The organism is Micromonospora solifontis, from assembly GCF_003725545.1.
In the GTDB taxonomy this organism is placed as follows: domain Bacteria; phylum Actinomycetota; class Actinomycetes; order Mycobacteriales; family Micromonosporaceae; genus Micromonospora; species Micromonospora solifontis.
The window spans coordinates 13,931-38,350 of record NZ_RJLN01000051.1 but is presented as its reverse complement, the minus strand read 5'-3'; the positions used below and the strand labels follow the sequence as shown (position 1 = coordinate 38,350).

The window sequence follows — 24,420 nt, the reverse complement described above, 5'->3', positions numbered from 1 at the left end:
GTACGGCAGCCGCCGTTTGAGATGTCGCTGCTGCGGGGGGGGCTGGACGCGAGGCGGCCACCGCGTGATCGTCTGTACGTTGTGGACATAACTTCAGATCTTGCGGTGGCCGCGTGCCACAGCGTAGCCGTTGCTCGGTGGGAGCGTGTGCTGGCCGGGGTGCTGGGGTGCTTCGCGGCCAGGTTCGGGCGGGTGGAGCCGCGCCGTGCGGCGGCGGCGTTCGTGACCGGGCTGCTGGCCGATCTTGAGGTGAAGACGTGCTGGCAGTTGGCGGAGCAGGCCGGTCACGCCCGGCCGGACGCGATGCAAAGGTTGTTGTACCGGGCGGTGTGGGACGCCGACGCCGTCCGCGACGACCTCCGGCAGCTGATCGCCGACCGGTTCGGTGGCCCGGACGCGGTCCTGGCCGTCGACGAGACCGGTGACCTGAAGAAGGGCACCCACACGGTGGGGGTGCAGCGGCAGTACACCGGCACCGCCGGGCGGATTGAAAACAGTCAGGTCGGGGTGTTCCTGGGCTACGCCGGCGCGGGCGGGCACACCCTGATCGACCGACGGGTGTATCTGCCGGCGTCGTGGACCGATGACCGGGACCGCTGCGCAGCCGCCGGCGTGCCCGACGAGATCGAATTCGCCACCAAGTCGCAGCTGGCCGCCGACATGATCACTGCGGCCCTCGACGCCGGCGTTCCGGCGGGATGGGTCACCGCGGACGAGGCCTACGGCAACAGCGCCGCGTTCCGCGCTCGCCTGCGCGAACACGGGCTCGGCTACGTCCTCGCCGTGTCCTGCAGCCATCTGATCCCGCTCGACGGCGGCAAGGTCAAGGTTCGCGCCGACCAGGTAGCCGCCGAACTGCCGGCATCGGCCTGGCAGCGTCGCTCAGCCGGCGCCGGGTCCAAAGGCCCCCGCTTCTACGACTGGGCCTGGCTCGACGATGTCACCACCGACGCCGACCCCGACGACGGCGGCCACCACAGCCTCCTGATCCGCCGCAACACCACCACCGGTGAACTGGCCTTCTACCGCTGCTGGACCCTACGCCCATCCACACTCGCCCAGCTCGTCCGCGTCGCGGGCATCCGCTGGACCATTGAGGAAAGCTTCCAGGCCGCCAAAGGCCAGGTCGGCTTGGACCAACACCAGGTCCGCCGCTGGGACTCCTGGCACCGGTTCACCACCCTCGCCCTGGCCGCCCTCGCCGTCCTCGCGATCTGCGCCGCCGACGCCGCCCACCACGAGCCAGCCGACACCAGCCTGATCAAGCTGACGGTCAACGAAGTCCGCCGCCTCATCAACGCCTGCATCATCCGCCCCATCAGCGACCCCAACCATCGTTTGCACTGGTCAGGCTGGCGACGCCGGCATCAAGCCCAAGCCCGAAAATCCCACTACACACGCCGCCTCAACCTTGAACTTCAGCCATGATCACGAAAGGCGGCTGCCGTACTAGCCAGCCGGACGAGCGCGGTCACTGTCGTGCCGACGGCGGCAACGGCGGCCGTTGCCGCCGCCTCCCCGCCGACCAGCGCGATCACCACCAGCGCAACGAGGCCGACCACGCCGACGGCCAGCGTGCGGTTGACGACCGCCGCTGACGGCGGCAGGCCTCTGGCCGTCTCCATCCTGCACATGGCTTCTCCCCGAGTCGCTCTGTCCTGCCATCAGGACAACAGGCGAAGCCCCCGGACGGCTCGTATCGGTGCGCCGGATGAAAGAAGTTTGCGTGATACGAGATTCACGGCGAACACTCAACGGTGAGGGTCGGCGGGGAGGCTGCCATGGGCGTCGATCGCCGGTGGTCCGAATTGCCGGAGGCCAAGCAGGCGGCTGCGGTCGGCGACTTCGGCACGCTGCTGCGCGTCGCCCGGACCGCGGCGCGGCTCACGCTCTCCGAGGCCGGCCTGCGATGCGGTTACTCGGCGGCGACGTTGTCCCGGATCGAACGGGGTCGGCAGCGGCTGACCGACGTCACTGTGCTGCGACGACTTGCCGCGGTTTTCGACATCCCGCCGGAACTCTTCGGTCTTGCCGACATCGACGGCCCGGCGTTCCACCGAACCGGCACGCCAATCGATAGGGTGCCCGGTGAAGCACTACGGCGCGAAGGTGGAGACGATCCGGTGCGACGGCGTGAGGTACTCGGCGGGCTTGCCGGCCTGGTCGGCTCCGCGCTCACCGGAAACCCGCCGGCCCTGGCCGCGCCACCTCCCAGCGTCGTCACCAGCCTGGAAGACGTGCTCCTGGGTGGCGGTGCCACGCCGGCCGGGCCGGTCGACCCGATTCGGCTCCGCACCGCGCTCACCGCCGCCTGGTCCGACTTCCGCGCCTGCCGCTACGCCAAGCTGTCGGCCCGGCTACCGCAGTTGGTGACGGCGGCGTCGGCCGGCCACACGGCGGCGGCCGACGACGAACGCGCAACCGCAGCGACCACCCTGACCCAGGCCTATCACCTGACCATCCAGGTGCTGGTCAAGCTGCACGAGGACGCGATGGCGTGGTCGGCGATGGACCGCGCCACGCAGGCGGCCCGCGACGCCGACGATCCGCTGCTGTCCGCCGAGACGGCGCGGGTGTCGGCGATCGTGCTGCGGCGCACCCACCACGGGGAGCGCGCACAACGAACCCTGATCCGCGCGGCGCAGGATCTCGACGAAGCGACCGGGCTGAGATCAGCCGGGCAGGTTGCGACGTACGGACGGCTACTGGCGACGGCGGCGTACACGGCGGCGATCGGAGATCGCCGGGATACCGCCTGGGACCTCCTCGGCGAGGCCGCCGAGGCGGGGCGCCGCAGCGGCGCCGGTGACGGGTTCGCGGGTGTCGACGTGGCGCTCTACCGCATCAGTGTCGCCCGCGTGCTGGGTGACTTCGGAGCGGCGGTGCAGTACGCCCGCGCTCTGCGCCCCGACCAGTTGGGCAGCGTGGAGCGGCGCGCCCGCTACTGGGAGGACTACGCGCTCGCGCTGCACGGCCGCGGCGCGTACGCGGAGTCGTTCCGAGCGCTGCAGTCCGCCGAGCAGATCGCGCCGCAGGAGGTCCGGTACCGACCGTGGGCGCAACAGCTCAGCGTCGCTCTGCTCGACGCCGACCGCCGCCGGGCACTGCCTGGGCTGCGCAGCTTCGCCGCTCACCTCGGCACGCCCACATAGGGCCGCTGCGGCAGGTCCAGGGACAACGGAACCGGGCATCGGATTACGACCTTCAGCGGCTGCCGGAGAGCGAGATGTCCAAGTACGACGCACTGCGCGACCACCTCCGCCGGCGCAGCGGGGACGTGACCTACCGGCTCGACGACCTTGCCGATCTCATACCCGGAGGATTGCCGCCCTCCGCATACCGCCACGCCGCCTGGTGAGCCAACGGTGACCGGTCACACCTGCACAGCCAATCGTGGGGAGACGCGGGATGCACCGCACATCCCGATCTCGCCCGCGGAGTGGTCCGCTTCGTACCCGCACCGCGCAAGCCCCACTGACCGGGGGGCCGCCCGCGAAGAGTCCCGATCAGATGCGCGGCTGGGCATCCTCGATCCGCTCCGCTCGCAGGTACGACAGGACGTCGCCTGGTCGGTGCGATCCAGTGCCGCGCGAAGGCGGCGCACGCCATCTTCCGAGCGCAAGGCGTCCCTGCGGCGAGCAACTCGATGATCCCCGCCCAGGCGAGGGAGACCGGATAGAAGGCGCGGTCCTCACGCAGGGCCGGGAGTCGGCTCAGCTGATCGAGCCTGGTCGCGGCTTCGTCAGCATCAGTCGGGATCATGGCATCAGACAGGCCGGGCCCCGAACACCTCGCTCCACATCGCTTCCGAGTCTTCGCCGGACAGCAGGAGAACGCTGTTCTCCGCGCAGATATCCCGCCACACCGGGTCCACGACGGCAGAAACCACCAGCATGGCGGTCACCGGGACCTGGTGGCTGGCCAACCGATTCCGGTATTCAAGCACCTGCCCCAGGCCGAGCCGGAGCTGCTCCAGGTCATTGCCGCCGACCAGGCTCTTCACCTCGGCGATGAACTGCCGCCCCTCGGCGTCCCGCCACGCCAGATCCACCGGCACGCCGTGCAGGCCGGCTCCGCCTCGCAGGCCGATCGAGGCGAGGTGGTCGATCACCGATCGGCACAACCGATCGTGCTCGTTGACCCCAGCGCGGTACGTCTCCGCGTCGAAGGATCGCTGCGCCGGCAGGTCGCCGGATACCGTCGCCGCACGGTATGGGCGATCGAAGCCCAGGGCGCCGGCTGCCCTGCCGGCGGCATCGGCCTCGGCGCCGGTCAGGGACTCGGCCGCCTGCCACGCCCGCCCCACCACCTCCGGTCGGTAACGGCCCTCGAATGAGAACGGCCCAGCGGCCACCCAACAGCTCAGCAGCCGCAGTCCGGCGATCACCGGCGGCTGCCGCAGCAGCCAGAGCGCGGTGTCCAGGTCGGGGCAGCGGACGAGAAGCTTCTCCTCGGCGAGGGTCTTCGTGCCATCTTCCAACATCTCGATGCCGCGCCGCCCCCACTCCTCCGGGTCAACGATCCCGGCATCTATGGCGAGGCCGATCGGCGCCGCGTGCAAGCGCAGCCACACCGCCTCACCGGACTCGTACAGCCCGAGAATCTCCAGCACTCCGACCGTCAGCCGCAGCACCGGCGCGCTGTCGTCCAGCCGGGACAGGATCCAGTACCTTCCGGCGGTGCTGGCCGCCTCCGGCACCACGGTGCGAGCCGCCCAACCGGCCAGGGCCCAGGAACGGCGGCCGGTCTCGTCCAGCCCCGCCGACCAGTCACCATCGATGTCAACCGGTAACGGATCGACCGGTGCCGCGGCGGGCTCGGCAAAAACCCACGCGGCAACGTCCGCAGGATCGAGGAGCTGCCAGAGCCGGGACCGGCGGGACGCCAGCATCTCGGCCACCTCGTCAACATCGGCAGCGTTCCACCAGCTCTTGGCGGCTGGTATCTCCGTTGATTCGATCACCGTTCCACCTCTCGAAGTCGTTCGGTCAGCGTGCCCGCCGGTGCCGGCGCACGTACGTGAAGCCGTCGCGAAGTGGCTGGTCGACGACCTCGGCGGCGCGAATCGCTTCGCGGTGCGCCTCGATCTGCTCGGCGGAGGCGTGCGCGCCGGCCGGCAGTCGCCGTACGAAACCGTCCACCCAGTGGTCACGGCGCGGCGGTCGCGGCTCCTGCCGGTGGTCCGGGTGCGGCGCGATGCTCACCACTCTTGGGACGTAGCGCAGGAGGTCGACTCGGGACTCACCGGCTCGCGGCGGATAGCTGGGCAACCCGTTCCGGTCCAGGCTTCCTCGTAGCCGCCCGATTCGCCGGTCACGAATCAGGTCCTCTACAGCGGGATGGATGCGACCGACGCGGCTTTGCGGCAAGCCCAGCTCACGGCAGTTACGCACCAGCGCCTTCTCCGCCAGGATGGCGCTCCCGTCGGGGCTGAGGTGCCCGAGCTTACGCAGCGTCCGCATGACCCATCCCGTGTCTGAGAGGTCGGGCACCCGGGCCTCCTGCTCGGCGCCGGGCGCGGTTTCGCGGACGACCACCCGGATGTCGTAACGGTGCCGGTAGGTCAGTTCGTCGACCCGCTCGGGGCGAGGCAGCAGCTCGGTGCGCGCCAGAATCGCATCGCCACCGGGACGCCAGCCGAAGGTGACCAGGGTCCCCGGTAGCAGTCCCGGTGGCCATACCACGCCGTGCAGTTCACACTTGCCGCCGACATGCCGGACCAACACGTCGCTCTCAGCACGCTCGTCCCGCTCGGCATGCCTCGGATGGTGGACCGCAAGCCGGAGGCGGCTGCCAGCGGTGGGCGGTGTCCTCATACCCGCGGGAAGGGTGCACCAGCCTCCGCTGATCTGCGCCAGCCCTACCGCCGCCTTCCACCGGAATTCCCCGGCTTCCGAGCCCGCGGGACTCCACTGCGCGGCCTCCGCGGGCCGTGGCGGCTGAGCCCGCGACTCCGCCATCTCGCGCAGTTCGTCGGAGATCTCATCCGCCAGTGACTTCACCGCCTGCGCGCCACCGGCTTCAGGCCCGGCTTCAAGAACGACCGCTGCCAGGCGCTTCGCCGCCGTAGCACCCCGATGTGGTCCGGGGCAGCGGTCAGCATCAACGAACGTCTTGCCTGATCTAGCGACCAGTGCAGCGAGCAGGTCACGTGTGCGTTGGGACACCGGAAACCCCAGGGCATCGGGTACGAGCCCGACATGGACCACGTACCTCACAACGGAGGCCGCCCGCTCGTCACGGCAGACGATGTGTACGTTCGACAGCTCGCCACCCAGGTCCAGAACACCGCGACAGGCCGCTTGGAGCCAGGCGTCATGCTCGTTGATCGCCTGATCGGCTCCGGTGCCCAGTTCCCCGTACTCCGTCACCCAGGCGAACGCGAACCGCCCCTCGCCGCGGTACGCGAGGTCCACCGTGCCGACGATGCGCGCCATGTCGGTCGACACCTGCTTGAGCAGGTCAGGACAGATGAAGGCGCCCCGCTCGTGCCCGCACGGCGCCAACTCGGCAGAAGGCGCTCCTTCGACAACGCCCGGCCTCGGCGCGAGGGGCGCTGTCCCGGGCAGTTCCACTGCCGCCAGCCGGAACCGCACCGCTTCGGCGATCGACGACACACAGTCGGCCTGGCGGTCGCAGTCACGCCGCTGCGGGCAACCCCTCCGGTGCTCCTCGATCGCTCGGTCGACGTGTGTTGCCAGGTCGGAATCGTTCTTCCGGACCGCCCGAGCCGCCTCGGCGAGGCAGTCGGCGCGAAGCTTCGATAGCCCCCGTGCCCGATGGATTCGGGTGGCCTGAACTCGCAGGTCCTGCACCATCAGTTGGGCCTCTAAGCAGCGGGCACTCGCCCGCGCATGTGCCTCGCCGGCCCGTCGCAGACCTGTGGCGACGTCCTTGCCGCGCCCGCCCGGCGGGTCGGCCCGAATCGACCGGTACGCGCGCTCGGTCTCCGCCACGATGTCGTCCGCGCAGGCTGCCCACTGTTCCGCCACGGCCGGGTGGGCCAGCGATTCGTCGTGCTGCCACCGATTGACGTCGGCCACAGCTTCACGGGTGAAGTCCGCCTGGCTCAGTTTTCGCAGGCGTTTCACCTCGGCGGGCAGTTCCGGCGTGACCTCCTTCTCATGCCGGCGCAGCCACGTCCACACGTCCGTGGTCGGCGTCTCGAGGTCGACGAGACGTAGCCGCCGACGGCGGAGCACCTGGTCGAGCGCCGCGTCAAAGGTGCTGCCGACAACCTCGCGAACTACCTGCGTCGCCAACGGCTCAGGCCGCGGGTCAGCGGAGGCGGGCTCGCTCCGGACATGCCGACGAGCACGGAAGCGCTCGGACGCTTCCACGCGCCGGAGCGCCAACTCATCGCGGGTGCGGCTCGGCTCCTCGGCGGCCCGGCCGCCGGCCAGTTCGGCGATCCGGACCTCGATCTCGAGCAGTCCTTCCGCGTACCTGATGGCGGCGATGGAGGCAGCCTCACCGGCACGTCGGCGGTGGAGCTCCTGTTCGGATGGAGACAGCTGTTTTCCTTCTGCCTGGGAGCGGTGCAGCGCGGCGAGCCACACCATGTCCCGCGGCAACGGACTGGCCGGCCGGTGCGTCTCAGGCCGGGCTCTCTCTGAACTTCTGGCGGCCTTCGCCAGCGGGGCCACGCTCTTGCCGGATCCCACCGGCCCGCCGTAACAACGACCGCAGAGCAGATGGGACCAGTCACCGCCGAGTGTGACCACCGAGGTGGACATATTGGTCCGCTGGCACCTCGAGCAGCGGAAGGTCAGCGGCTTGTTGAGGGTGTACCGCTGCAGTTCCCCCAGCGTGGGATGCACTTTCCTAATCTGGTACCCGGCGGGAGGCCGTGACGCCATGCTGCCTTCCTCGACAACGAGACTTCTCACGTACGGGTGTCCTGACCCGCTCTCAAAAGCCGGGCGGGTCAGGGGCCAGGAGCCGGTGGTTCAGTTGTCACGCCGCTGCAATTGAGGGTTTCAGTCCTTCTCGTCGCGTTCCTCGTCGTCCCCGCGCCGACGAAGCGCTCGCTCGGCGAACCGGCTGGAGAGCTTGCCCGTCGCCCACTTGGCTCGGCCGAGGGTCTCGTCGCCGAGGCGCCGGGCGGCACCGACGCCGTCTGCTCCCGCCTCGAGCGCCTTGTCCCTCGCCTCCTTGGCCGCATCCGTCCATCGTCTCGCCTCCGATGACTGGCCAGCGCCCTCGATCCCGAGCCGCCCGTGGAACTCGACGATCGCGACCGAGACATGGTTGCTCGACTTCACCACAGCCGGGGAGTCCATCGGATTCAGCAGCACCTTGGCGTTGGCTCTGCCCGCGGCCGCCTCCATGCGGGCCAGCAGGCGCTCGGTGCACCGGGAGATGAGTTCCAGCCGGTTCTGCCGGGCAGCCCGCAGCCCGAGACGATGCCCGTCCAACTCGCTCGGCGACGCGTCCAGCACCCGGTCCAGTTCGAGCACGGCGATCGCGTCCTGCAGTTGGAAGCAGCGAGCCAGGACAGCAAGCCACTCCTGGCCCTTCGTTTCTGCTTCCTTGGCCGCCTTGGCGAGATCACCGATCGTGGTCTTGCGCTCCAGCTTCTCCGCGAGCGCGTCGAGTTGACGCAACGCGTACGCCTGGGTTTCTGCGATCGTCGCCGGCGCGCCCTGCACCTTTGACCACGTGACCTCGTCGACCCGGCCCCTCGCGTCTCGGATGGTCATGGCCTCCTCGAGGACGAAGCCCACGCCGATCATGCGGGCCAACACGGCGTCCTTCTGGGCGCGGAGCACATCGTCGACCTTCTCGTCGATCTTGGCGAGATAGTCGGTGATCTCCTTCATGCTCTGTTGCATCGCAAGCTGCGCCATGACCCCCGCGGCACCGCTCAGCAGCGCCGGGTTCGCTCCGTGCACCTTCGAGATTTGGAGCCATTTCTGGATCGAGCCCGGATTCCCCACCATCGCGTGACTGACACCTGGGGTCTTGGTCGGCATCAGACCGAACTTGTCGACGAGCTGCGCTGACTCCTTGGTCAGCTGCACCCAGCGACCCGAGTTGGCGGCAATCTCGGAACCCGCCTGCGCCGCGGTGGACCCGGCCTTGAGGACAGATCCGAGCCGAGGCAGGCCGAGGTCTGTCGACGGCAGTCCCTCGGAGACGAGGAAGCGTTCGACGGCCGTCGGATCTCCGATGACCGCCAGTCCATCGCCGTCACTGATCAGCTGAATCTCGTTACCCATTGTCGGCTCCTGAGGTGCGGAAGGGGTGGACACCGGCGACCTTCGCTCGATCACTGCTTGGCTCTGCGGCCACGGACGGCCTTCGGCGGGCGCCAGGAGGTGAGGGCGTCGTCGGTGAGGTGGAGGCGGTTGGTGGTTTCGGCGAGGAAGCCGGCGTAGATGTCCGCCGGCGAGGCGCCCCATTCGGGGTCGAACTCGCCGTGCCACTGGCGTACCCGGGGAAGGATCTCGCGCAGACCCGCGACCAGCGGCAGCAGCCGGTCGGCGGCCCAGCCGTCCTCCTGCTCGCGGGCGACGATCAGGGTGGCCAGGGCCTGGGCCTGCTCGCGGTGGTCCCAGCCGGCCCAGCCGACCAGCAGCGACGGGTCACCGTCACGGCTGGCACCCGGGTACGACACGAACCGCTCCTTGGGCACGTCGAGCTTGCCCCGGTGCTTCCCGTAGCTGGTCTTGAGGAAGTCCGCCGAGGTGTACTTCGGCGGCACCGGGATCTGCTTGCGGAACTCCCGCTTCGCCGCCTCGTCGGGCAGCGCGTCCTCCTGCCGTTGGAGGTCCCACACCTGCTCCCAGTCGGCGCGCTTGGTCAAGCCGGAGTCCTTGTAGCGCAGCGCGGCCAGGTGCGGCACGCGCTCGTCGGCGACCAGGTCGGCGATCACCTTGCCGAGATCCTGACCGGGCGCGTAGATGCCGGCGACCGTGAGCACATCGTCGTCGCGGCGCAGCTCGTCGGCGAGCTGGGCGGTGGTCAGCGGGCGCGGCTGCTCCAACCCGTCGACATGGTGGTACCACAGCTCGCGCGCCTCACACCGGTCCAGCAGCCAATCGCGCAGCGCCTTCGCCTGCATCGCGTCCCAGCCCTCGGTCGCCCACCGCCGCTTGCACTCCGGCCGCTCGATCAACCCGATGTTGCGGTTGCCCTCGATGACCGCGATCCGCCGCTCCACGACCGCCCGGTACTCGTCCGACCAGTGCGCCGGCAGCTCTTCCAGGTTCTTGACCTGCTTCTGCAGGTCGGACAAGAGCAGCTTCCGGTCGATCACGCGAAGACTCTAGCCGTCCCGCCGACGGGACGGGGGTACCCGTAAGTCCCGTTCTAGCCGACAGGTCGCTACCTACGGCTCCCGCATCCAGGTCTTTGGATCGGTGACGAAGACGCCCTTGCCCTGCTGGCGTCGGATCACCCGGAGCGCTTCAAGACGGACGTACGCCAGCTGCACGGTCCCATAGCTGACCCCGTAGTCCGCGCGGGTCTGTGCGACCGACGGCAGTCGGTCGCCTGGCTTCAGCTTCCCCGACTTGACGTCGGCCATCACGTCGGCGGCGATGCGGAGGTATTCGGCTGATTCGGGCATGTCACTCCTCGCGTGGCAACCCGAATTCGATCACAACTCGAATGGCTAAACAACGTGCTTTGGCTCCCCTGTGTTCCCTAGTTATGTTGGAGTGGAGCCGGTCCTCGCGTGGCACCGAGTTCGGCTCATCCCCCTGGTCGGGGCGGGTGCGCGTGCCCGTCCCGACCCACCGGACTGCTCCGCTGTCGTACCGCTGATCTCAAGCTGCGGCGGCGGAGCGGGCGGGTCGTCCGCGGCCGGCATGCGGACGGCCCGCCCTTCCAAATCCACCGCATCGACCCTCCGCGCTCCCGCCTGCCCTGGAAAGGATCGTCGTGGCCCAGGTGTATCGATCCGGCCAGCTGAACGGGACCGGCCTGCCGGCCCGGTTGACCGCGCACGAGGCGCGGACCCGCACGTTCGACCGGCGCCGCCGGGGCGCCGACCCCGATCAGGTACGCGAGTTCCAGACCCAGGTCGCCGACGAGCTGACCGACCTGCACCGGCGGCTACGGCAGCTCACCGAGGAGAACGAGCGACTCAAGCGGGCGCTGCGCGACTGGCAGACCATGCACGCCCGCGGGTGCCGGCCGCCGAACGAGGGCCCCTGGTAGCGGTGCGCCCGCAACCGGGTGACCTGCTGCGGGTCGACGGCCGCGCCTCGGTGCAGTTCGCCGGCGACCGCGCCCTGACCTTCCGGGTCGTGTCGGTCGGTCCCAAGCTGACGTACACCGGCTGGATCTGGCTGACCGGCTACGTCATCGACCGGCGCGGCCAGGCGGTCGACCGGCGCGAGCTCTTCGTGCAGGTGGCGGGCCTGCGTCGTGCGCCGCAGCCGACGACGCCGCACCAGGTCAGTCGGCGCGGTGCAACTGGTGGGCCGCCCGCAGAGTCGGCACGACCGTCCCGGTCAGGTACGGCGCCGAGGTGAGCCGCCCCCAGTGGTCGGTGAGCCGCATAGCGGACGGATGGGTGAAGCCGGCGACCAGGGTGTCCACGCCGGCGATCCGGGCCCGGTCGAGGTGCGACCCGAGCCGCTGCCGGTTGGTCATCACCGTGGTGAGCGTCCGGTAAACCTCGACGCCCTGCACGATGCACAACGTCGGCTGCAGGATCCTGATGGTCGCCGACAGATGCGGCAGGCAGTTGCGGCTCATCGTCGGGTTCCCCAACGACTTCGCGCTGCCCGCCACCGTGGCGGAGCAGAGGCGCAGGTTCGCCATGGCGTACGCGTCGAACAGGTGCACGGACCGGAACTGGCCGGGCAGCCGGAGCAGCTCGCCGTCCCGGTCCGGGCCCGGCTCCCGGCCCAGGGCGAGCCGCAGCGCGCTGGCGACGCCCCGCATGTGGGGGTTGCGGGCCGGGAAGGCGAGTGCCGCGGAGGCGAGCACCTCGGCGCGCCGCTCGTCGAGGCCCACGTTCTCGCGTGAGCGGCCGGTCTCCATGGCGATGACCAGGATGCGCAGCGGCCGGCCGTCGAGGCGCAGGTCGTAGTGGTGGCCGACGTGGGAGAGCTGACCGGCGGCGAAGGCGGCGCTCGGCCGTGCTGCCCCGGCCCGGTCACGGAGGGCGCTACGCCGGCACCGGTCCAGATTCCGGCAGACACAGGCACCCGACTCGGCGAGAACGTTCGTGGTCAGGTACCGGCGCAGCGCGTCGATCCGCCGTCCGGTCTCGGCCGGATCGCTGCCCAACAACGGCCCGCCTTCCTGCTCGGCTGCTCGGTGACGTCCGGGCACGCGTTCAATCCTGGGTACAGGCGAACAGGGTCCAGGCGTCGGCTTCCGTCGGAGCGAACTGCCGGGCCGGGAGGTAGGAGACCAGGTGGCGGTAGCCGGCGGTGGCGTTGTCGACACACACCGCCAGCGAGCCGTCGAGCAGGTCCCGGGCCGGTTGTGCCCGGGGTGCGGTGACCTCGTCAAGCAGTCCGCTCCACAAATCGATCATGAACACCACGTGACAGGCGCTCTGGTCGGTCTTGACGACGCAGTAGTAGCGACCGGCGTCCGCCTGCCGGTTCCTGATGTTCGCCCACGTCATCGCCCCGGGAATGTCCGGTACGTCCACCCCGGGGGCGCAGACCATCTGGAAGAACCAGCGGGCCGGGTCCGCCTGGCTCACCACGGCGTAGACCAGCACCAGCCCACCGTCGTGAAAGACCACGAAGCCCTGCACGTCAGGCGTCATCTCGAGAAAGTCGGGGACCCACACCCGACCGTACTGCCGCTCGGCGAGGGACCTCACGAACTCGATGGTCCGGCCAGCGGCACGACGAGCATCCGCGCCCATGCGATCAACCCTTTCCTGCGCCCGAGGCTGCGGACATCTCGACGTCGCCGACGGGTACCGCGAGCCACCGGAACTGGCCGTTACGTCCAGGAAGTTGTGTGAAATCCTGCCAGCCGAGCAGGTAGTCGCCGGTCAGGTCGCGCTGATTCGGCAGGAAGTGCCGGCCGTCGGTCCCCCACCGGAGGGTGCCGGTGAGCCGCCGGCCCTCGTGGACCCGGAACTCGCGGTCCCGGGTCGGTCGATCGCCGAGCGGGGGATTCCACAGTCCCCGGTCGTTGGTGAGCAGGACAGCGAACCCATTCGTCCGCGCCGGACCGGAGCGGCAGAACCGCTCCAGCCGGGCGATGTCGAAGACGAAGTTGCGACGAGCCAGGTCAGCGGCGGCGTGGCTGCGCAGGCGGAACTCCTCACCAGTCCCGGGATCGACGCCGTCCCACCGCGCGGTGAAGTACTTGAACTCGATCGCCGTCCGGCCGCGCGGGCCGTCGCAGAGCAGGTCCAGGTACTCGTTCTGTTCCTGCCGCACCTCCAGCCGGACCCTGATACCCCCTCCAGCCGGTGCACCGCCCAGGCGAAGGCGTGTTGAAAGTCCGCCTCCGAATGGAACACGGACCGCTCGGCACGCAGCTCCGTCATCACCGTCTCGACCCGCAACGCTCCGGCGATCCGCATCGGCGCTCCTGTCCGGTCAGCGGTGGTTGTGGTGGCCGGCGCCCGGCTTGCCGCCGACTCCCCGGCAGGTCGGGCAGGTCTCGTCGACGTAGTACGCCTTGCCACGGTCCATCCGGGTGCGCTTCACCACCCCGGTCCCCTTGCACGGGATGCACTTGAAGCAGTTGTCGCAGTTCGGCTCGTAGGTGGGCATCGTTCCTCCTCAGATGACCGGTCGGGGTAGCGGGATGTACGGGGCCAGTTCGGCGCTCACCCAGTGCGGCGGTGCCTGCAACGCCAGGCCGACGGCGAGAAAGATGCCGTAGAGCGAGTCGGCCCGTTTCCACGCGCCCCGCGACCGGGTCGGGTCCTCGTCGCTGAATCGGGCATCGATCACCGCCACATATCCCCCGGCGCCGTCGTGCTGGACATAGATGGTGTTGGCGTCCCGGTCCGCGGTCATCGTGGCGACGTGGCGCACCTCGCCGGGTGCCAGTTCGCGCAGCCCCGACCGCTCGGGAGGCGGCGGCGGGATGGTGGGCAGCCAGGCTTCCACCGTGCCGCCGGTGTCGACCCACCGGCTCCACTCGTAGGGGCGCACCCGCAGCGGCGGGATGCCGTTCTGCCGCAGGAAGCGGATGGCACCGTCGAGCACCGCCGTGGCGGCCTCGCCCTCGAAGGCGAGACCCAGTAGTTCCGCGATCGCCCGGCTCGCTCCGTACGCGGGCCAGCCGCCGAGCGGGGTCACCTCGCGGGCGAGGGCGGCGGCCAGGCCGGCCGGGTCGGACTGGCTGAGTGGCAGCAGCGTCGACAGCATGCCCCAGGCCTGCTCCGGCCCGATACCGCTGCTCTCCCCGTACCACTCGTATCGCGCAAACTCCGCCAGCCTGGCCGCCGTGCCGGGTGGAAGCTGCACGGACCGCGCCGGTTGACTGTTCGTCATCGATCGGACCTCCTCAGCCGCCCGCCACCTGTCGGCGGCGCCGCTCCTCCGCCCTGTGATTGAAGACCACCCGCGGCTCCGGGCGGCCGCGGGCGAGCCAGATGACCAGGGTCACTGGCCAGAACATCACGGCCACCACGTGCGGGACGAACCAGTCCAGCCCGAATCCGTCACTGCCGAAGATCTTGATTCGTCCCTGGCCCACGCCGGCCCGGTGGCGCAGCACGGCCATCGCGACAACAAAACCGACGAAATAGACAACCGCAATTGTGCATTCCATATCGGTCTCCACAGCAATGAGGCGAATGGCACCACCGGCATGGCAACTGACCGTCACACGTTCCCGCGTCAGGAGTTGCCACAAGAGCTCACATCGGCGATGGAGCCTCACCGTAGGGAGCACGACCGAGAGGAATCAAGACGTCACCCGGCGACCTCGGTCCGATATGGACGATGCGGTCCCGTGGACAGGACCGGATCGTGGAGCCGGCCACCAGAATCGGCACCGAATGCGGCCGACCAGATGAGGGTGTACACCGTCCGCACGGTCGAAAGCCGACGAGCGGCCAGGGAAGCCGCCACCTCCGCCACCGGAACAGGCTCTCCGGGTGCGGTCACGATCCGGTCCGCCGGGTGTGCCTGAGGCGCCACCGGCAGCCGATCCTCGACCCGACTCACCGCCCGCGCGGCTGCCGCGCCACGCCGGGCCGCCTTGTTAGCGTGGATCGACGATCCACCGTCAGCCCAGCGGCGGCGGGCCGGCACACCCCTCACCCGGCCGTCCCCCCGGGTCGCGCGACGCACCGCCGGCGACCTTGGACGGGACGGCTGCTCCGACGAGGGGGTGCGATGACCGGGACGCCCGACGACGGCATCCGAGCCAGCGGGACGGGCGGGACCGGCCGACCGGCCGGTTCCGGCAGTCCCCCGACCGACCCGCCGCCAGGCGTCCCTCCCGGCGACAGCGGGCGTCGGCGCTGGCGGGAGCGGGCGGCGCGGCTCCGGGACCGGGCGCGCGAGCGCACGCGCGGGTGGTGGCCGAAGGTCCGGCCGATCCTGGCCCAGTTCCGCTGGTCGGACGAGCCGCAGCCGGCCGTGACGATCGTCGACCGGCGGGTTCTCCCGGCCGTACTGGTGCCGGCCCAGGGCCAGGTGTACGGCTTCGTGGTGCGGACCACCTTCACCTGGACCTCCGACTCCGTGGGGCCGGAGCTGTTCGGCTGGTACGTCGACTACTTCCAGGCGCAGGCCAGCCAGCGCCTGCACCGCATCGCCACCCGGTGTGCCCGGGAGAGCCCGCCGCACCGCCCCCGGGAGGCGGAGATCGCCCTGCACGCGGCGTTCACCGGTGACGACGCGCTGCCGTGGACGTACGTGCGGGGCGAGGTCGTGTTCACCTGCGAGCCGGACGTGTCGGTGCGCCTCGACGAGCGGGTCCGCCGGCTGTTGCAGCCGTACTGGGACCAGCGCATCGCGCTGGAGTGCGAGCGCGACCTGGACCGGCGGCGCGCCGAGTACGCCGAGGAACGGCAGGCGCGGGAGGCGGCGGAGTCCACGGAGGCGGACGCTCCCCCGTCGGCCGGCATGCCGGAGGCTCTCCGGGAGGATCATCCACCGCACCAGCGGGCGGGCGAGGCACCGCCCCGGGCCGCCGAGCAGCGCCGGCGGCGGTTCCCGCCGGATTCGCCGGTGGAGCAGTTCACCCCGCTCGAACCGCTGCTGCCGCCGCCCCCTCCGCGTCCTCCCCACCCGACCCCCGGGCGGCCCCCGACACCGACGCGGCCCGGCGACCGGACGCCCCCGCGCCCAGGCGAGCGGATGCCCACCCAGCCCGGCGACCGGACGCCGAGGCAGCCGGGCGAGCGAGCGCCGGCCCAGCCGGGCGAGACATCCTCGGGCGGCCCGGAGCATCCCGAGCCGCCCGACGGGTGATCCGGCGGGTCAGCAGTTGTTGGTGCTGGTCTGGTTGCGCTTGAGGTAGTCCGACCAGGTGACGCCCTGGACGACCGCGACGACGACACTGCCGTCGTGGATCTGCTCGTAGTGCAGGTGAGGGCTGAGGTCGTACTTGGCGGAGGAGGCGCCGACCTTCCCGATGACGGTACCCAGCTTCACGGTGTCGCCCTTGGCCACCAGGCGTTCGCTGAGGTGGGCGTAGCGGGTGCGCCAGCCGTCGCCGTGCCCGATGACGATGGTGTTGCCGTAGCCGGTGGTGGTCGAGTAGTACGACTCCAGCACCGTGCCACCGGCGCTGGCGAGCACCCGCCGGCCGTAGTCGTCGGGGTTGCCGTTCGCGTCGTAGTGGTTCCAGTCGATCGAGTGGGCCGGGCTGTGCCCGTTCCAGTTGTTGCCCTGCCAGGTCTGCCCGCACAGGAACGGCATCTTGAAGGCCGGGCGGGCGGCCTGCGCGGGCTGCGCCCCGAGCAGCGTGCTCGCGGCGACGACCGCCGCGGTGAGCAGCGCCAGGAAGCGCCACCGCGCCCCGCTGAGCGATACGGACATCGACTCCCCCTCCACATTGGCAACGATGTTGCTCGATGCTATGGCGGTGGCGGGCAACGGTAAATAGCTACGAGCATGAATACCTGCTCGAAGCTTTCCTACCGGCGGGTGGACCGGGGCGAGGCGGGCGGGCGCGGGTCAGGCCTGGGGCACCTGCTCCGGGTGGGCCCGCCGGCTTCGCAGGAACGCGCCCAGGCCGGACCCGTCCTCGGTGGCCAGGAACGCGCCACGGGCGTTGAGCAGCGCCTCGTCGGCGTGCGCCAGGCAGCCCCACACCGTGTCGCCCCAGGAGTCGGCGAGCTTCACCTCGGCGGGCTCCGGGCACGGCTCGCCGCGCGGGCCGCCGATCTGGCAGCGGGCCGGCGCGCCGCCGGACCGGCGGACCACCTTGGCGGCCTCGCGGATCAGCGAGAACCGGGCCTCCTTGCCGGACTCCGGGTCGCGGCGCTGGTCGGGCACGGCCCGGCGCTGCCCGAAGACGACCGCGTTGCCGTCGGGGTCGGTGGTGCGGCACTCGCCGCCGGGGGCGTGCGCGGGGTGGCCGGCGGGCTCGACGGAGTAGCCGGCGGCGGTCAGTCGCGCCATGGTGGCGGCGAGGTCGTCGACGTAGAGGTAGATGAGCAGTGGCAGTTCGACGGTGACCAGGCGGGGTTTCACCTCCGCCAGGAGCAGGGTCAGCTCCCCGCACTGCAGGTAGGACCAGCGGGACGCGCCGTCGCCGCCGGTGCGTACCTCGGCGTAGCCGAAGGTCGCGTAGAACCGGCGGGCGGTGTCGGTGTCCGACACGTACAGCACCGGCACCTGGGCCTGGACTCCGTCATGCACCGCGACACTCTAACCACGATGGAGCTGCAACTCACGTCTTGGAGATCGGGTGTTTTTCGGCTACCCGCCGCCGGCGCGGCCGGACCGGGTCCGGCCGCGCCGACCCCCGTCAGCGTCGCGGGTGGGCCAGGAAGAAGTCCCAGCTCAGCCCGCTGGCGTCCGGGCCGGACGGGTCGCCGTAGAGGCTGCAGCCGCAGCCGCCCGGGTAGACGTGTCCGGCCCCGTCGATCAGGTACTCCTCGATCAGCACGGTCCCGTCCGGGCCCCGGTGGACCGAGTGGGTGTAGGTGCGGCCACCGGGGACCTGGCCGCGTTCGACCAGGGTCGGGGTGGCGGTGACGTCGCCGTCGTCGAGCCCGTCGAGGGCGAGGTCGTCCGTCTGGGCCCACTGCCCGACGATCCGGTCGGCGGTGGCCGGGGCCACCACGAGGTCGGCGGTGCCCTGGAAGACCAGCACCGGCACCGGCCGGGCCCGGCTGCCCATCTCCCGCCAGGCGTCCAGCCCGGCCTGGTCGGGTGAGCGGAGCCGGAGCACGTCGCACTCGTACTCGCAGCCGGCGACGCTGGCCGCGGCCGCGTACCGGTCGGGGTAGGTCACCGCCATGATCATCGACATGACCCCGCCCGCCGAGACCCCGGTGACGTACACCCGGTCCGGGTCGACGGTCCAGCGCGAGCGGACCAGGTCGGTGATGCCGGCGATGATCGACGGCTCGCCCCAGCCCCGGTGCTGGTTGATCGACAGCGGCCAGTTCCAGCACTGGGCCGGGTTGGCCAGCGTCGACTGGTCGGGGAAGACGACCAGGAAGCCGCGTTGCTCGGCCCGGGCGCTGAGCCCGGTGAGCAGGTCGAAGCCGACGTCGTTCTCGGTGCAGCCGTGCAGCGCCACCAGCAGCGGCATCGGCGTGCCGGGCCGGTAGGTCGACGGCACGTAGCCGTGGTAGTCGCGGGTGCCGGCGAGGTTGGCGTAGGTGCCGTAGAACCAGGTGCCGCTCGCCGCCCGGGCGGGGGCGGCGGGCGCGCCGAGCAGGGCGAGCAGGACGGCGAGCGCGGCGGTGGCGAGGCGGCGCAGGCGCCGCGCGGGGACGGGTTGGGGCATGACCGGTGCTCCTCGGTGGGTGGGTGGTGGTGGCTACCGATCGATCGGTTGGAAAAGTGATGCTGGTCACTATGCGCTCGCCGCACTAGGCTGTCAACCAATCGTTTGGTTGGGCACGTTGGAGGAGCGCCGGTGACGCAGACCTCGTGGGATCCCCGCCGGCTCACCGCCGTCGCCGTCGAGCTACCCGAGGGGGTCACCCCGCCGGGCACCCGGGGCCGGATCCTGCGCGCGGCACTGAGGCTCTTCGCCGAGTACGGCTTCCACGGCGCCTCGATCCGCGACATCGCCCGCGAGGTCGGCATCAACTCGGCCACCCTCTACGCCCACTACCCGGCCAAGGAGCACGTGCTGGCCGAGCTGATCCGGCTCGGCCACGAGGAGCTGCGCCGCCGCATGGTCGAGGCGGCCGGGGCGGCCGGCGACGACCCGGCGGAACAGCTCGCCGCCCTGGTCCGGGCCCAGGTCCTGGTGCACACCGACTATCCGCTGCTCGCCCTGGTCGCCAACCACGAGCTGCACGCCCTCTCCCCGGAAAGCGCCGCGCCCGCCCTCGCGCTGCGCGAGGAGGCGCGGCAGCTCCTGCTGGCCGTGCTGGAGCGGGGGGCGACGGCCGGCGCGTTCGACGTCGCCGACGTGCCGCTGACCGGCATCGCCATCGGCAGCCTCGGCATGCGGGTGGCCAACTGGTTCGGCCCCGACCAGCCGTACACCCGCGAGCAGGTCGCCGACGCCTTCGTCGGCTTCGCCCTGCGCCTGGTCGGCAGTCCGCTCCCCCGCGGCTGACCGGCACTCCCCCTACCAGGAAAGGTTGACCCCCATGGAACAGGTGAAGGTCGAGGTGCCCGACGGCACCCTCACCGCCCTCCGGTTCGGCGCCGGCCCGAAGATCGCGATCGCCGCGCACGGCATCACCGCCTCCGCGATGGCGTACCTCGCGGTGGCCCGGCGGATGCCGGCGGACTGGAGCCTGATCGCGCTCGACCTGCGCGGGCGGGGCGGCAGCGCCGAGCTGCCCGGCCCGTACGGGATGACCCGGCACGCCGAGGACATCTGCGCGGCCGCCACCCAGTTCGGCCAGGGCCGCCCGGTCGCCCTGGTCGGGCAGTCCATGGGGGCGTACGCGGCCCTGCGCGCCGCCACCCGCAGGCCGGAGCTGTTCACCCGGCTGGTGCTGGTGGACGGCGGCCTGCCGCTGCCGACGGTCCCCGGTGCGGACCCGGACGCGGTGCTCGCCGCCACCCTCGGCCCGGCCATCGCCCGGCTCAGCGACACCTTCCCCTCGGTCGAGGCGTACGTCGACTTCTTCCGGGCACACCCGGCCCTGGCCGCCGAGTGGACCGACGACATGACCGAGTACGTGCGCTACGACGCCACCGGGCCGGACGGCGCGATCCGTTCCCGGGTCAACCCGGAGGCGGTCCGGGCCGACGGCCGGGACCTGCTGGTCGAGGCCGACTCCTTCGCGGCCGACCTGCGCGGGCTGGCCGTACCCACGGTGCTGCTGCACGCCCCGCGTGGCATGTTCGGCCAGGAACCGGGGCTGCTGCCCGAACCGCTCGTCGCGCACTGGCGGGACCGGGCCCCGCACCTGGTCACCGAACTGGTCGACGCCAACCACTACACGATCCTGATGACCGACGGCCCGGCCGCCACCATCGCGCGGCGGCTGACCGCCGAGGAAGGGAGCCGGGGATGAACCTCGCCTCGATTCTGCTCGCGGCGGTCTCCCGAGACCCGCACCGGCCGGCGCTGAAGCTGGGCGACCGGACGGTCAGCTACGCCGAACTCGACGACGCCTCGGCCCGGTGCGCCGGCTACCTGCGCAAGCACGGGGTGGCGCCCGGCGACCGGGTGGCCCTGATGCTGCCGAACGTGCCCGAGTTCGCCGTGCTCTACTACGGCATCCTGCGCGCCGGCGCGGTGGTCGTCCCGATGAACCCGCTGCTCAAGCCGCGCGAGGTGGACTACTACCTGGAGGACTCCGGCGCCAAGGGCATCCTCGCCTGGCACACCACCGAGCAGGCCGCGGTCGACCGGGCCGACGGGCTGAGCGTCGCGGTGACCCCCGACGGGCTCACCGACCTGCTGGCCGCGTACGAGCCGGTCACCGGGTTGGTGGAGCGGGACGGCGACGAGACCGCGGTGATCCTCTACACCTCCGGCACCACCGGGCAGCCGAAGGGAGCCGAACTCACCCACGACAACCTGTGCCGCAACGTCGAGGTCAGCAACGCCACCCTGCTCGGGCTGGGCGGTGGGGACGTGATGTTCGGGGCGCTGCCGCTGTTCCACTCGTTCGGCCAGACCATCGCCCTGAACTGCGCGGTCGCCGCCGGTGCGACGCTCACCCTGCTGCCCCGGTTCGACGCCGCCCAGGCGTTGGAGATCCTGGTCCGCGACCGGGCCACCGTGTTCGCCGGGGTGCCGACCATGTACGCGGCGCTGCTCGCTGCGGCCGGCGACGACCAGCCGGACCTGTCCGCCCTGCGCACCTGCGTCTCCGGCGGGGCCGCGCTGCCGGTGGAACTGCTGCGCCGCTTCGAGGAGAAGTTCGGCTGCGTGATCCTGGAGGGCTACGGCCTCTCCGAGACCTCCCCGGTCGCCTCGTTCAACCACCCGGACCGGCCGCGCAAGCCGGGCAGCATCGGCACCCCGATCGACGGGGTGGAGATGGACGTGCGGACCGCCGACGGCGCGCCGGCCGCGACCGACGAGGTCGGGGAGATCGTCATCCGCGGCCACAACGTCATGAAGGGCTACTGGCGGCGGCCGGAGGCGACCGCCGAGGCGATCGTCGACGGCTGGTTCCGCACCGGTGACCTGGGTGCCCGGGACGCCGACGGCTACTACCGGATCGTCGACCGGACCAAGGACCTGGTGATCCGGGGCGGCTTCAACGTCTATCCCCGCGAGGTCGAGGAGGTGCTCTACGAGCACCCGGCCGTCGCCGAGGCGGCGGTGCTGGGCATGCCGTACCCGACGCTCGGCGAGGAGGTGGTGGCCGTGGTGGCGCTGCGCCCCGGGGCCGACGCCGACCCGGCGGAGCTGCGGGAGTACGTCAAGGGGCAGCTCGCGGCCTACAAGTACCCGCGCCAGGTGTGGATCGTGCCGGCCCTGCCGAAGGGGCCCACCGGCAAGATCCTCAAGCGGTCCATCACCGTCCCGCCACCCGCCGCCGGCTGACCCGGCCCGGCCGGTACGCGCCGCTCAGGCGGCGAGCGCCGCGTACCGGCCGGCGCGGTCGAGCAGGCTCTGGTGGGTGCCGGACTCGACGATCCGGCCGTGGTCCAGCACGGCGATCCGGTCGGCGTGGCGGACGGTGGAGAGCCGGTGGGCGATGGTCACCACGGTGCGGCCCCGGGCCAGCTCGTCGAAGGCCCGCTGCACCGCGCGTTCGGTCGCGGTGTCCAGCGCGCTGGTCGCCTCGTCCAGCACCAGGATCCGCGGGTCGCGCAGCAGCGTGCGGGCGATGGCGAGGCGCTGCTTCTCGCCGCCGGAGAACCGGTGGCCGCGGGAGCCGACCGTCGTGTCGTACCCGTCGGGCAGCGCGACGATCAGGTCGTGGATCTGCGCGGCGCGCGCCGCGGCCTCGATCTCGGCGTCGGTGGCGTCCGGCTTCGCGTACCGGAGGTTGTCCCGCACGGTGGCGTGCAGCAGGTAGGTCTCCTGGCCGACCACGCCCACGACGGCGGCCAGGTCGGCCAGGCGGACGTCGCGCAGGTCGACGCCGTCGATGGTGAGCCGGCCGGCGTCGGGGTCGTGCAGCCGGCTGATCAGGGCCGCCAGGGTGCTCTTGCCGGAGCCGGTCTCGCCGACCAGGGCCAGGCCGGTGCCGGCCGGGACGTCCAGGTTGACCCCGGCCACCGCGGCGGTGTCGCTGCCCGGGTAGCTGAAGGTGACACCCTCGAAGCGCAGGTGGCCGCGGACGCGGGCGGGGTCGAGGGCCACCGGCCGGGGCGGGTCGGCCACCTCCACGGGCAGGTCGAGGTATTCGAAGATCCGGGCGAACAGGGCCAGCGACGCGGTCAGCGAGACGCCCACGTTGAGCAGGCCCATCAGCGGGCGGAAGAGGCTGCCCTGCAGGGCGGTGAAGGCGACCAGGGTGCCGATGGTGAGGGTGCCGGCGGTGCCGGGCAGGCCGGCGCCGAGGTAGATGACGGCGGGGATGGCCGCGAAGATGACCGTCATCGAGGCCATCCGCCAGCGGCCGGCCAGCTCGGAGCGGAGTTCCAGGTCGACCAGGCGGGCCGAGGAGGCGGTGAACCGGTCGACCAGGGCGGCGCCGGCGCCGAGGGTCTTGGCGAGCTGCACGCCGCTGATCGACAGGCCCTCCTCGACGGTGACGTTGAGGTCGGCGAGTTCCCGCTGGCGCTGGGCGGTGATCTCCCGGCGCAGCCGGGCGACCCGGCGGGTCAGCCAGATGGCCGGCGGCAGCACGAGCACCGACACGAGGGAGAGCCGCCAGCTCAGCGCCACCATGGCGATCGCGGTGGCGACCACCGTGGTGAGGTTGGCGGCGATCGAGGTGGCGGTGGAGGTCACCACGGTCTGCATGCCGCCGATGTCGTTGGTGATCCGCGACTGCACCTCGCCGGTGCGGGTGCGGACGAAGAAGCCGATCGACTGGCGTTGCAGGTGGGTGAAGACGTCGGTGCGCAGCCGGTGCATCACCTGCTGGCCCACCCGGGTGGAGATCCAGGTCTGGATCACGCCGAGCACGGCGGTGACCGCGGCCACCGCCACCATGCCCGCGACCAGCCAGGCCAGCAGGGTCAGGTCGCGCTCCGGCAGGGCCCGGTCGATCACGGTACGCAGCAGGAACGGCGACGCCATGGCGAGCACGGACGACGCCACGATGATCGCCACCACCAGGGTGAGGGGACCGCGGTGGGCGGCGAAGAGGCCGCCGATGCGGCGCAGCGGGACCGCACGGGCCTGGGCCTTCTCGGCGGCGGTGACGCTGCGGGGGCCGCCGCCGCGGCCGTCTCGGAATCCGTCCAAGGGGCGCTCTCTCTCGTCGGGGGATGTACTGAGGTAACCTCATCATGAGGTAGCAACAGTACGAGCTGCTACCGTATTCCGGGTGAGCGACAGCGACGAGGAGAGCCTGGCCGAGACCTTCTGGGCGGTGGCCCGGCGGCTGCGCCACCAGGCCCGGCGCACCCTCGAACCCTGGGAGATCAACCCAGGGCACGCCCGCGCGCTCGCCGTGCTGCTACGGCACGGCCCGCTGCGGCTCAGCGCACTCGCCGACCACCTGCACATCGCGCCCCGCTCGGCCACCGAGGTGGTCGACGGCATCGAGGAGCGCGGACTCGTGGCGCGCCAGCCCGATCCGGCGGACCGACGGGCGACGCTGGTCGCGCTCACCGAGGAGGGCACCCGGGTCGGCGCGGCGATCCGCGCCGCTCGGGCCGCCGAGGCGGAGCAGTTCTTCGGCGAACTCAGCGACGGCGACCGCGCCGACCTGGCCCGCATCCTGCGTACCCTGCGCGACTGACTCCGGCCGGACGCGGCGCACCGGCCCCTCGCCACCCCCACCGGCACGGCCAGGTC

At 71.4% G+C, this 24,420-nt stretch carries 25 protein-coding genes; 9 read left to right on the top strand and 16 right to left on the bottom strand.

Going from position 1 to position 24,420, the window contains the following annotated elements; translation table 11 throughout:
• Positions 1-162 precede the first annotated feature (162 nt).
• Positions 163-1,428 (top strand): IS701 family transposase, encoded by a 1,266-nt coding sequence (locus EFE23_RS18090; RefSeq protein ID WP_123242122.1) that lies wholly within the window; start codon positions 163-165, stop codon positions 1,426-1,428.
• On the opposite strand, the gene EFE23_RS18085 is transcribed toward EFE23_RS18090, so the two are convergent.
• On the bottom strand, positions 1,419-1,625 hold the full coding sequence (locus EFE23_RS18085; RefSeq protein WP_148058474.1) for a hypothetical protein: 207 nt from the start codon (positions 1,623-1,625) through the stop codon (positions 1,419-1,421). The two genes, EFE23_RS18090 and EFE23_RS18085, sit on opposite strands and share 10 nt — an antisense overlap.
• Positions 1,626-1,781: 156 nt before the next feature.
• On the opposite strand from EFE23_RS18085, the gene EFE23_RS18080 reads away from it, so the two are divergent.
• Positions 1,782-3,152 (top strand): helix-turn-helix domain-containing protein, encoded by a 1,371-nt coding sequence (locus EFE23_RS18080; RefSeq protein ID WP_123242119.1) that lies wholly within the window; start codon positions 1,782-1,784, stop codon positions 3,150-3,152.
• Between the two features lie 74 nt (positions 3,153-3,226).
• The gene (locus EFE23_RS29320; protein WP_255421154.1) at positions 3,227-3,358 is read left to right on the top strand and encodes a DUF7662 domain-containing protein; all 132 of its coding nucleotides are present in this window, start codon (positions 3,227-3,229) and stop codon (positions 3,356-3,358) included.
• A gap of 408 nt (positions 3,359-3,766) precedes the next feature.
• Here the strand turns inward: EFE23_RS29320 and EFE23_RS18075 are convergent, their stop codons facing one another.
• The 5 genes from EFE23_RS18075 to EFE23_RS18055 form a co-directional block, all read right to left on the bottom strand.
• Entirely contained in the window at positions 3,767-4,963 is a 1,197-nt protein-coding gene (locus tag EFE23_RS18075) for a hypothetical protein (protein WP_148058473.1), read from the bottom strand.
• A 25-nt stretch (positions 4,964-4,988) separates the two neighbouring features.
• The gene (locus EFE23_RS18070; RefSeq protein WP_148058472.1) at positions 4,989-7,820 is read right to left on the bottom strand and encodes a hypothetical protein; all 2,832 of its coding nucleotides are present in this window, start codon (positions 7,818-7,820) and stop codon (positions 4,989-4,991) included.
• A 159-nt stretch (positions 7,821-7,979) separates the two neighbouring features.
• Positions 7,980-9,221: a hypothetical protein gene (locus EFE23_RS18065; protein ID WP_123242116.1), complete on the bottom strand. Its 1,242-nt coding sequence runs from the start codon at positions 9,219-9,221 to the stop codon at positions 7,980-7,982.
• A 50-nt stretch (positions 9,222-9,271) separates the two neighbouring features.
• Positions 9,272-10,261: a BREX-2 system adenine-specific DNA-methyltransferase PglX gene (gene pglX / locus EFE23_RS18060; RefSeq protein WP_123242115.1), complete on the bottom strand. Its 990-nt coding sequence runs from the start codon at positions 10,259-10,261 to the stop codon at positions 9,272-9,274.
• A gap of 72 nt (positions 10,262-10,333) precedes the next feature.
• Positions 10,334-10,573: a winged helix-turn-helix domain-containing protein gene (locus EFE23_RS18055; protein ID WP_123242114.1), complete on the bottom strand. Its 240-nt coding sequence runs from the start codon at positions 10,571-10,573 to the stop codon at positions 10,334-10,336.
• Between the two features lie 314 nt (positions 10,574-10,887).
• Between EFE23_RS18055 and EFE23_RS18050 the strand changes: the two genes are divergently transcribed.
• On the top strand, positions 10,888-11,166 hold the full coding sequence (locus EFE23_RS18050; protein ID WP_233601045.1) for a DivIVA domain-containing protein: 279 nt from the start codon (positions 10,888-10,890) through the stop codon (positions 11,164-11,166).
• A 240-nt stretch (positions 11,167-11,406) separates the two neighbouring features.
• Here the strand turns inward: EFE23_RS18050 and EFE23_RS18040 are convergent, their stop codons facing one another.
• From EFE23_RS18040 to EFE23_RS18020, 6 genes are all read right to left on the bottom strand, one after another.
• On the bottom strand, positions 11,407-12,291 hold the full coding sequence (locus tag EFE23_RS18040) for a hypothetical protein (RefSeq protein ID WP_148058471.1): 885 nt from the start codon (positions 12,289-12,291) through the stop codon (positions 11,407-11,409).
• A 4-nt stretch (positions 12,292-12,295) separates the two neighbouring features.
• Entirely contained in the window at positions 12,296-12,796 is a 501-nt protein-coding gene (locus EFE23_RS18035; protein ID WP_233601044.1) for a hypothetical protein, read from the bottom strand.
• 49 nt (positions 12,797-12,845) lie between these two features.
• Complete coding sequence (locus EFE23_RS18030) at positions 12,846-13,367, bottom strand: hypothetical protein (protein ID WP_199737125.1); 522 nt, start codon at positions 13,365-13,367, stop codon at positions 12,846-12,848.
• Between the two features lie 162 nt (positions 13,368-13,529).
• Positions 13,530-13,706: a hypothetical protein gene (locus tag EFE23_RS28220; protein WP_158675883.1), complete on the bottom strand. Its 177-nt coding sequence runs from the start codon at positions 13,704-13,706 to the stop codon at positions 13,530-13,532.
• Positions 13,707-13,715: 9 nt separating this feature from the next.
• Positions 13,716-14,435 carry a hypothetical protein gene (locus EFE23_RS18025; RefSeq protein WP_148058470.1) on the bottom strand — a complete coding sequence of 240 codons (720 nt, stop codon included), beginning with the start codon at positions 14,433-14,435 and terminating at the stop codon, positions 13,716-13,718.
• A 13-nt stretch (positions 14,436-14,448) separates the two neighbouring features.
• A complete protein-coding gene (locus tag EFE23_RS18020; protein WP_158675882.1) occupies positions 14,449-14,799 on the bottom strand; it encodes a hypothetical protein in 351 nt (116 codons plus the stop codon).
• Between the two features lie 485 nt (positions 14,800-15,284).
• On the opposite strand from EFE23_RS18020, the gene EFE23_RS18015 reads away from it, so the two are divergent.
• A complete protein-coding gene (locus tag EFE23_RS18015; RefSeq protein WP_199737124.1) occupies positions 15,285-16,367 on the top strand; it encodes a hypothetical protein in 1,083 nt (360 codons plus the stop codon).
• A 9-nt stretch (positions 16,368-16,376) separates the two neighbouring features.
• On the opposite strand, the gene EFE23_RS18010 is transcribed toward EFE23_RS18015, so the two are convergent.
• The 3 genes from EFE23_RS18010 to EFE23_RS18000 all read right to left on the bottom strand — a co-directional run bounded on the left by EFE23_RS18010 (position 16,377) and on the right by EFE23_RS18000 (position 18,861).
• On the bottom strand, positions 16,377-16,937 hold the full coding sequence (locus EFE23_RS18010) for a M23 family metallopeptidase (protein WP_123242109.1): 561 nt from the start codon (positions 16,935-16,937) through the stop codon (positions 16,377-16,379).
• A gap of 138 nt (positions 16,938-17,075) precedes the next feature.
• Positions 17,076-17,762 carry a VOC family protein gene (locus tag EFE23_RS18005; protein ID WP_123242108.1) on the bottom strand — a complete coding sequence of 229 codons (687 nt, stop codon included), beginning with the start codon at positions 17,760-17,762 and terminating at the stop codon, positions 17,076-17,078.
• 109 nt (positions 17,763-17,871) lie between these two features.
• Positions 17,872-18,861, bottom strand: a complete 990-nt coding sequence (locus EFE23_RS18000; RefSeq protein ID WP_123242107.1) for an extracellular catalytic domain type 1 short-chain-length polyhydroxyalkanoate depolymerase — start codon at positions 18,859-18,861, stop codon at positions 17,872-17,874.
• A 132-nt stretch (positions 18,862-18,993) separates the two neighbouring features.
• On the opposite strand from EFE23_RS18000, the gene EFE23_RS17995 reads away from it, so the two are divergent.
• Genes EFE23_RS17995 through EFE23_RS17985 form a run of 3 tightly spaced genes read left to right on the top strand, consistent with a single transcriptional unit; the run spans position 18,994 to position 22,047 of the window.
• Entirely contained in the window at positions 18,994-19,647 is a 654-nt protein-coding gene (locus EFE23_RS17995) for a TetR/AcrR family transcriptional regulator (protein ID WP_123242106.1), read from the top strand.
• A gap of 34 nt (positions 19,648-19,681) precedes the next feature.
• Entirely contained in the window at positions 19,682-20,560 is an 879-nt protein-coding gene (locus EFE23_RS17990; protein WP_123242105.1) for an alpha/beta fold hydrolase, read from the top strand.
• Entirely contained in the window at positions 20,557-22,047 is a 1,491-nt protein-coding gene (locus tag EFE23_RS17985; RefSeq protein ID WP_123242104.1) for a long-chain-fatty-acid--CoA ligase, read from the top strand. Before EFE23_RS17990 ends, EFE23_RS17985 begins: the two co-directional genes overlap by 4 nt.
• A 24-nt stretch (positions 22,048-22,071) precedes the next feature.
• On the opposite strand, the gene EFE23_RS17980 is transcribed toward EFE23_RS17985, so the two are convergent.
• Complete coding sequence (locus EFE23_RS17980; protein WP_123242103.1) at positions 22,072-23,865, bottom strand: ABC transporter ATP-binding protein; 1,794 nt, start codon at positions 23,863-23,865, stop codon at positions 22,072-22,074.
• Between the two features lie 82 nt (positions 23,866-23,947).
• Here EFE23_RS17980 and EFE23_RS17975 point away from each other — a divergent pair, with 82 nt between their 5' ends.
• Positions 23,948-24,364: a MarR family winged helix-turn-helix transcriptional regulator gene (locus tag EFE23_RS17975; protein WP_123242102.1), complete on the top strand. Its 417-nt coding sequence runs from the start codon at positions 23,948-23,950 to the stop codon at positions 24,362-24,364.
• Positions 24,365-24,420 lie beyond the last annotated feature (56 nt).

Bases quoted from the DNA above. Each gene is read 5' to 3' on its own strand.
- EFE23_RS17990 (WP_123242105.1), top strand. From the start codon at position 19,682: ATGGAACAGGTGAAGGTCGAGGTGCCCGACGGCACCCTCACCGCCCTC.
- EFE23_RS18010 (WP_123242109.1), bottom strand. From the start codon at position 16,937: ATGTCCGTATCGCTCAGCGGGGCGCGGTGGCGCTTCCTGGCGCTGCTC.
- EFE23_RS17985 (WP_123242104.1), top strand. From the start codon at position 20,557: ATGAACCTCGCCTCGATTCTGCTCGCGGCGGTCTCCCGAGACCCGCAC.
- EFE23_RS18055 (WP_123242114.1), bottom strand. From the start codon at position 10,573: ATGCCCGAATCAGCCGAATACCTCCGCATCGCCGCCGACGTGATGGCC.
- EFE23_RS18085 (WP_148058474.1), bottom strand. From the start codon at position 1,625: ATGGAGACGGCCAGAGGCCTGCCGCCGTCAGCGGCGGTCGTCAACCGC.
- EFE23_RS18080 (WP_123242119.1), top strand. From the start codon at position 1,782: ATGGGCGTCGATCGCCGGTGGTCCGAATTGCCGGAGGCCAAGCAGGCG.
- EFE23_RS18000 (WP_123242107.1), bottom strand. From the start codon at position 18,861: ATGCCCCAACCCGTCCCCGCGCGGCGCCTGCGCCGCCTCGCCACCGCC.
- EFE23_RS18015 (WP_199737124.1), top strand. From the start codon at position 15,285: ATGACCGGGACGCCCGACGACGGCATCCGAGCCAGCGGGACGGGCGGG.
- EFE23_RS18065 (WP_123242116.1), bottom strand. From the start codon at position 9,221: ATGGGTAACGAGATTCAGCTGATCAGTGACGGCGATGGACTGGCGGTC.
- EFE23_RS28220 (WP_158675883.1), bottom strand. From the start codon at position 13,706: ATGCCCACCTACGAGCCGAACTGCGACAACTGCTTCAAGTGCATCCCG.
- EFE23_RS29320 (WP_255421154.1), top strand. From the start codon at position 3,227: ATGTCCAAGTACGACGCACTGCGCGACCACCTCCGCCGGCGCAGCGGG.
- EFE23_RS18025 (WP_148058470.1), bottom strand. From the start codon at position 14,435: ATGACGAACAGTCAACCGGCGCGGTCCGTGCAGCTTCCACCCGGCACG.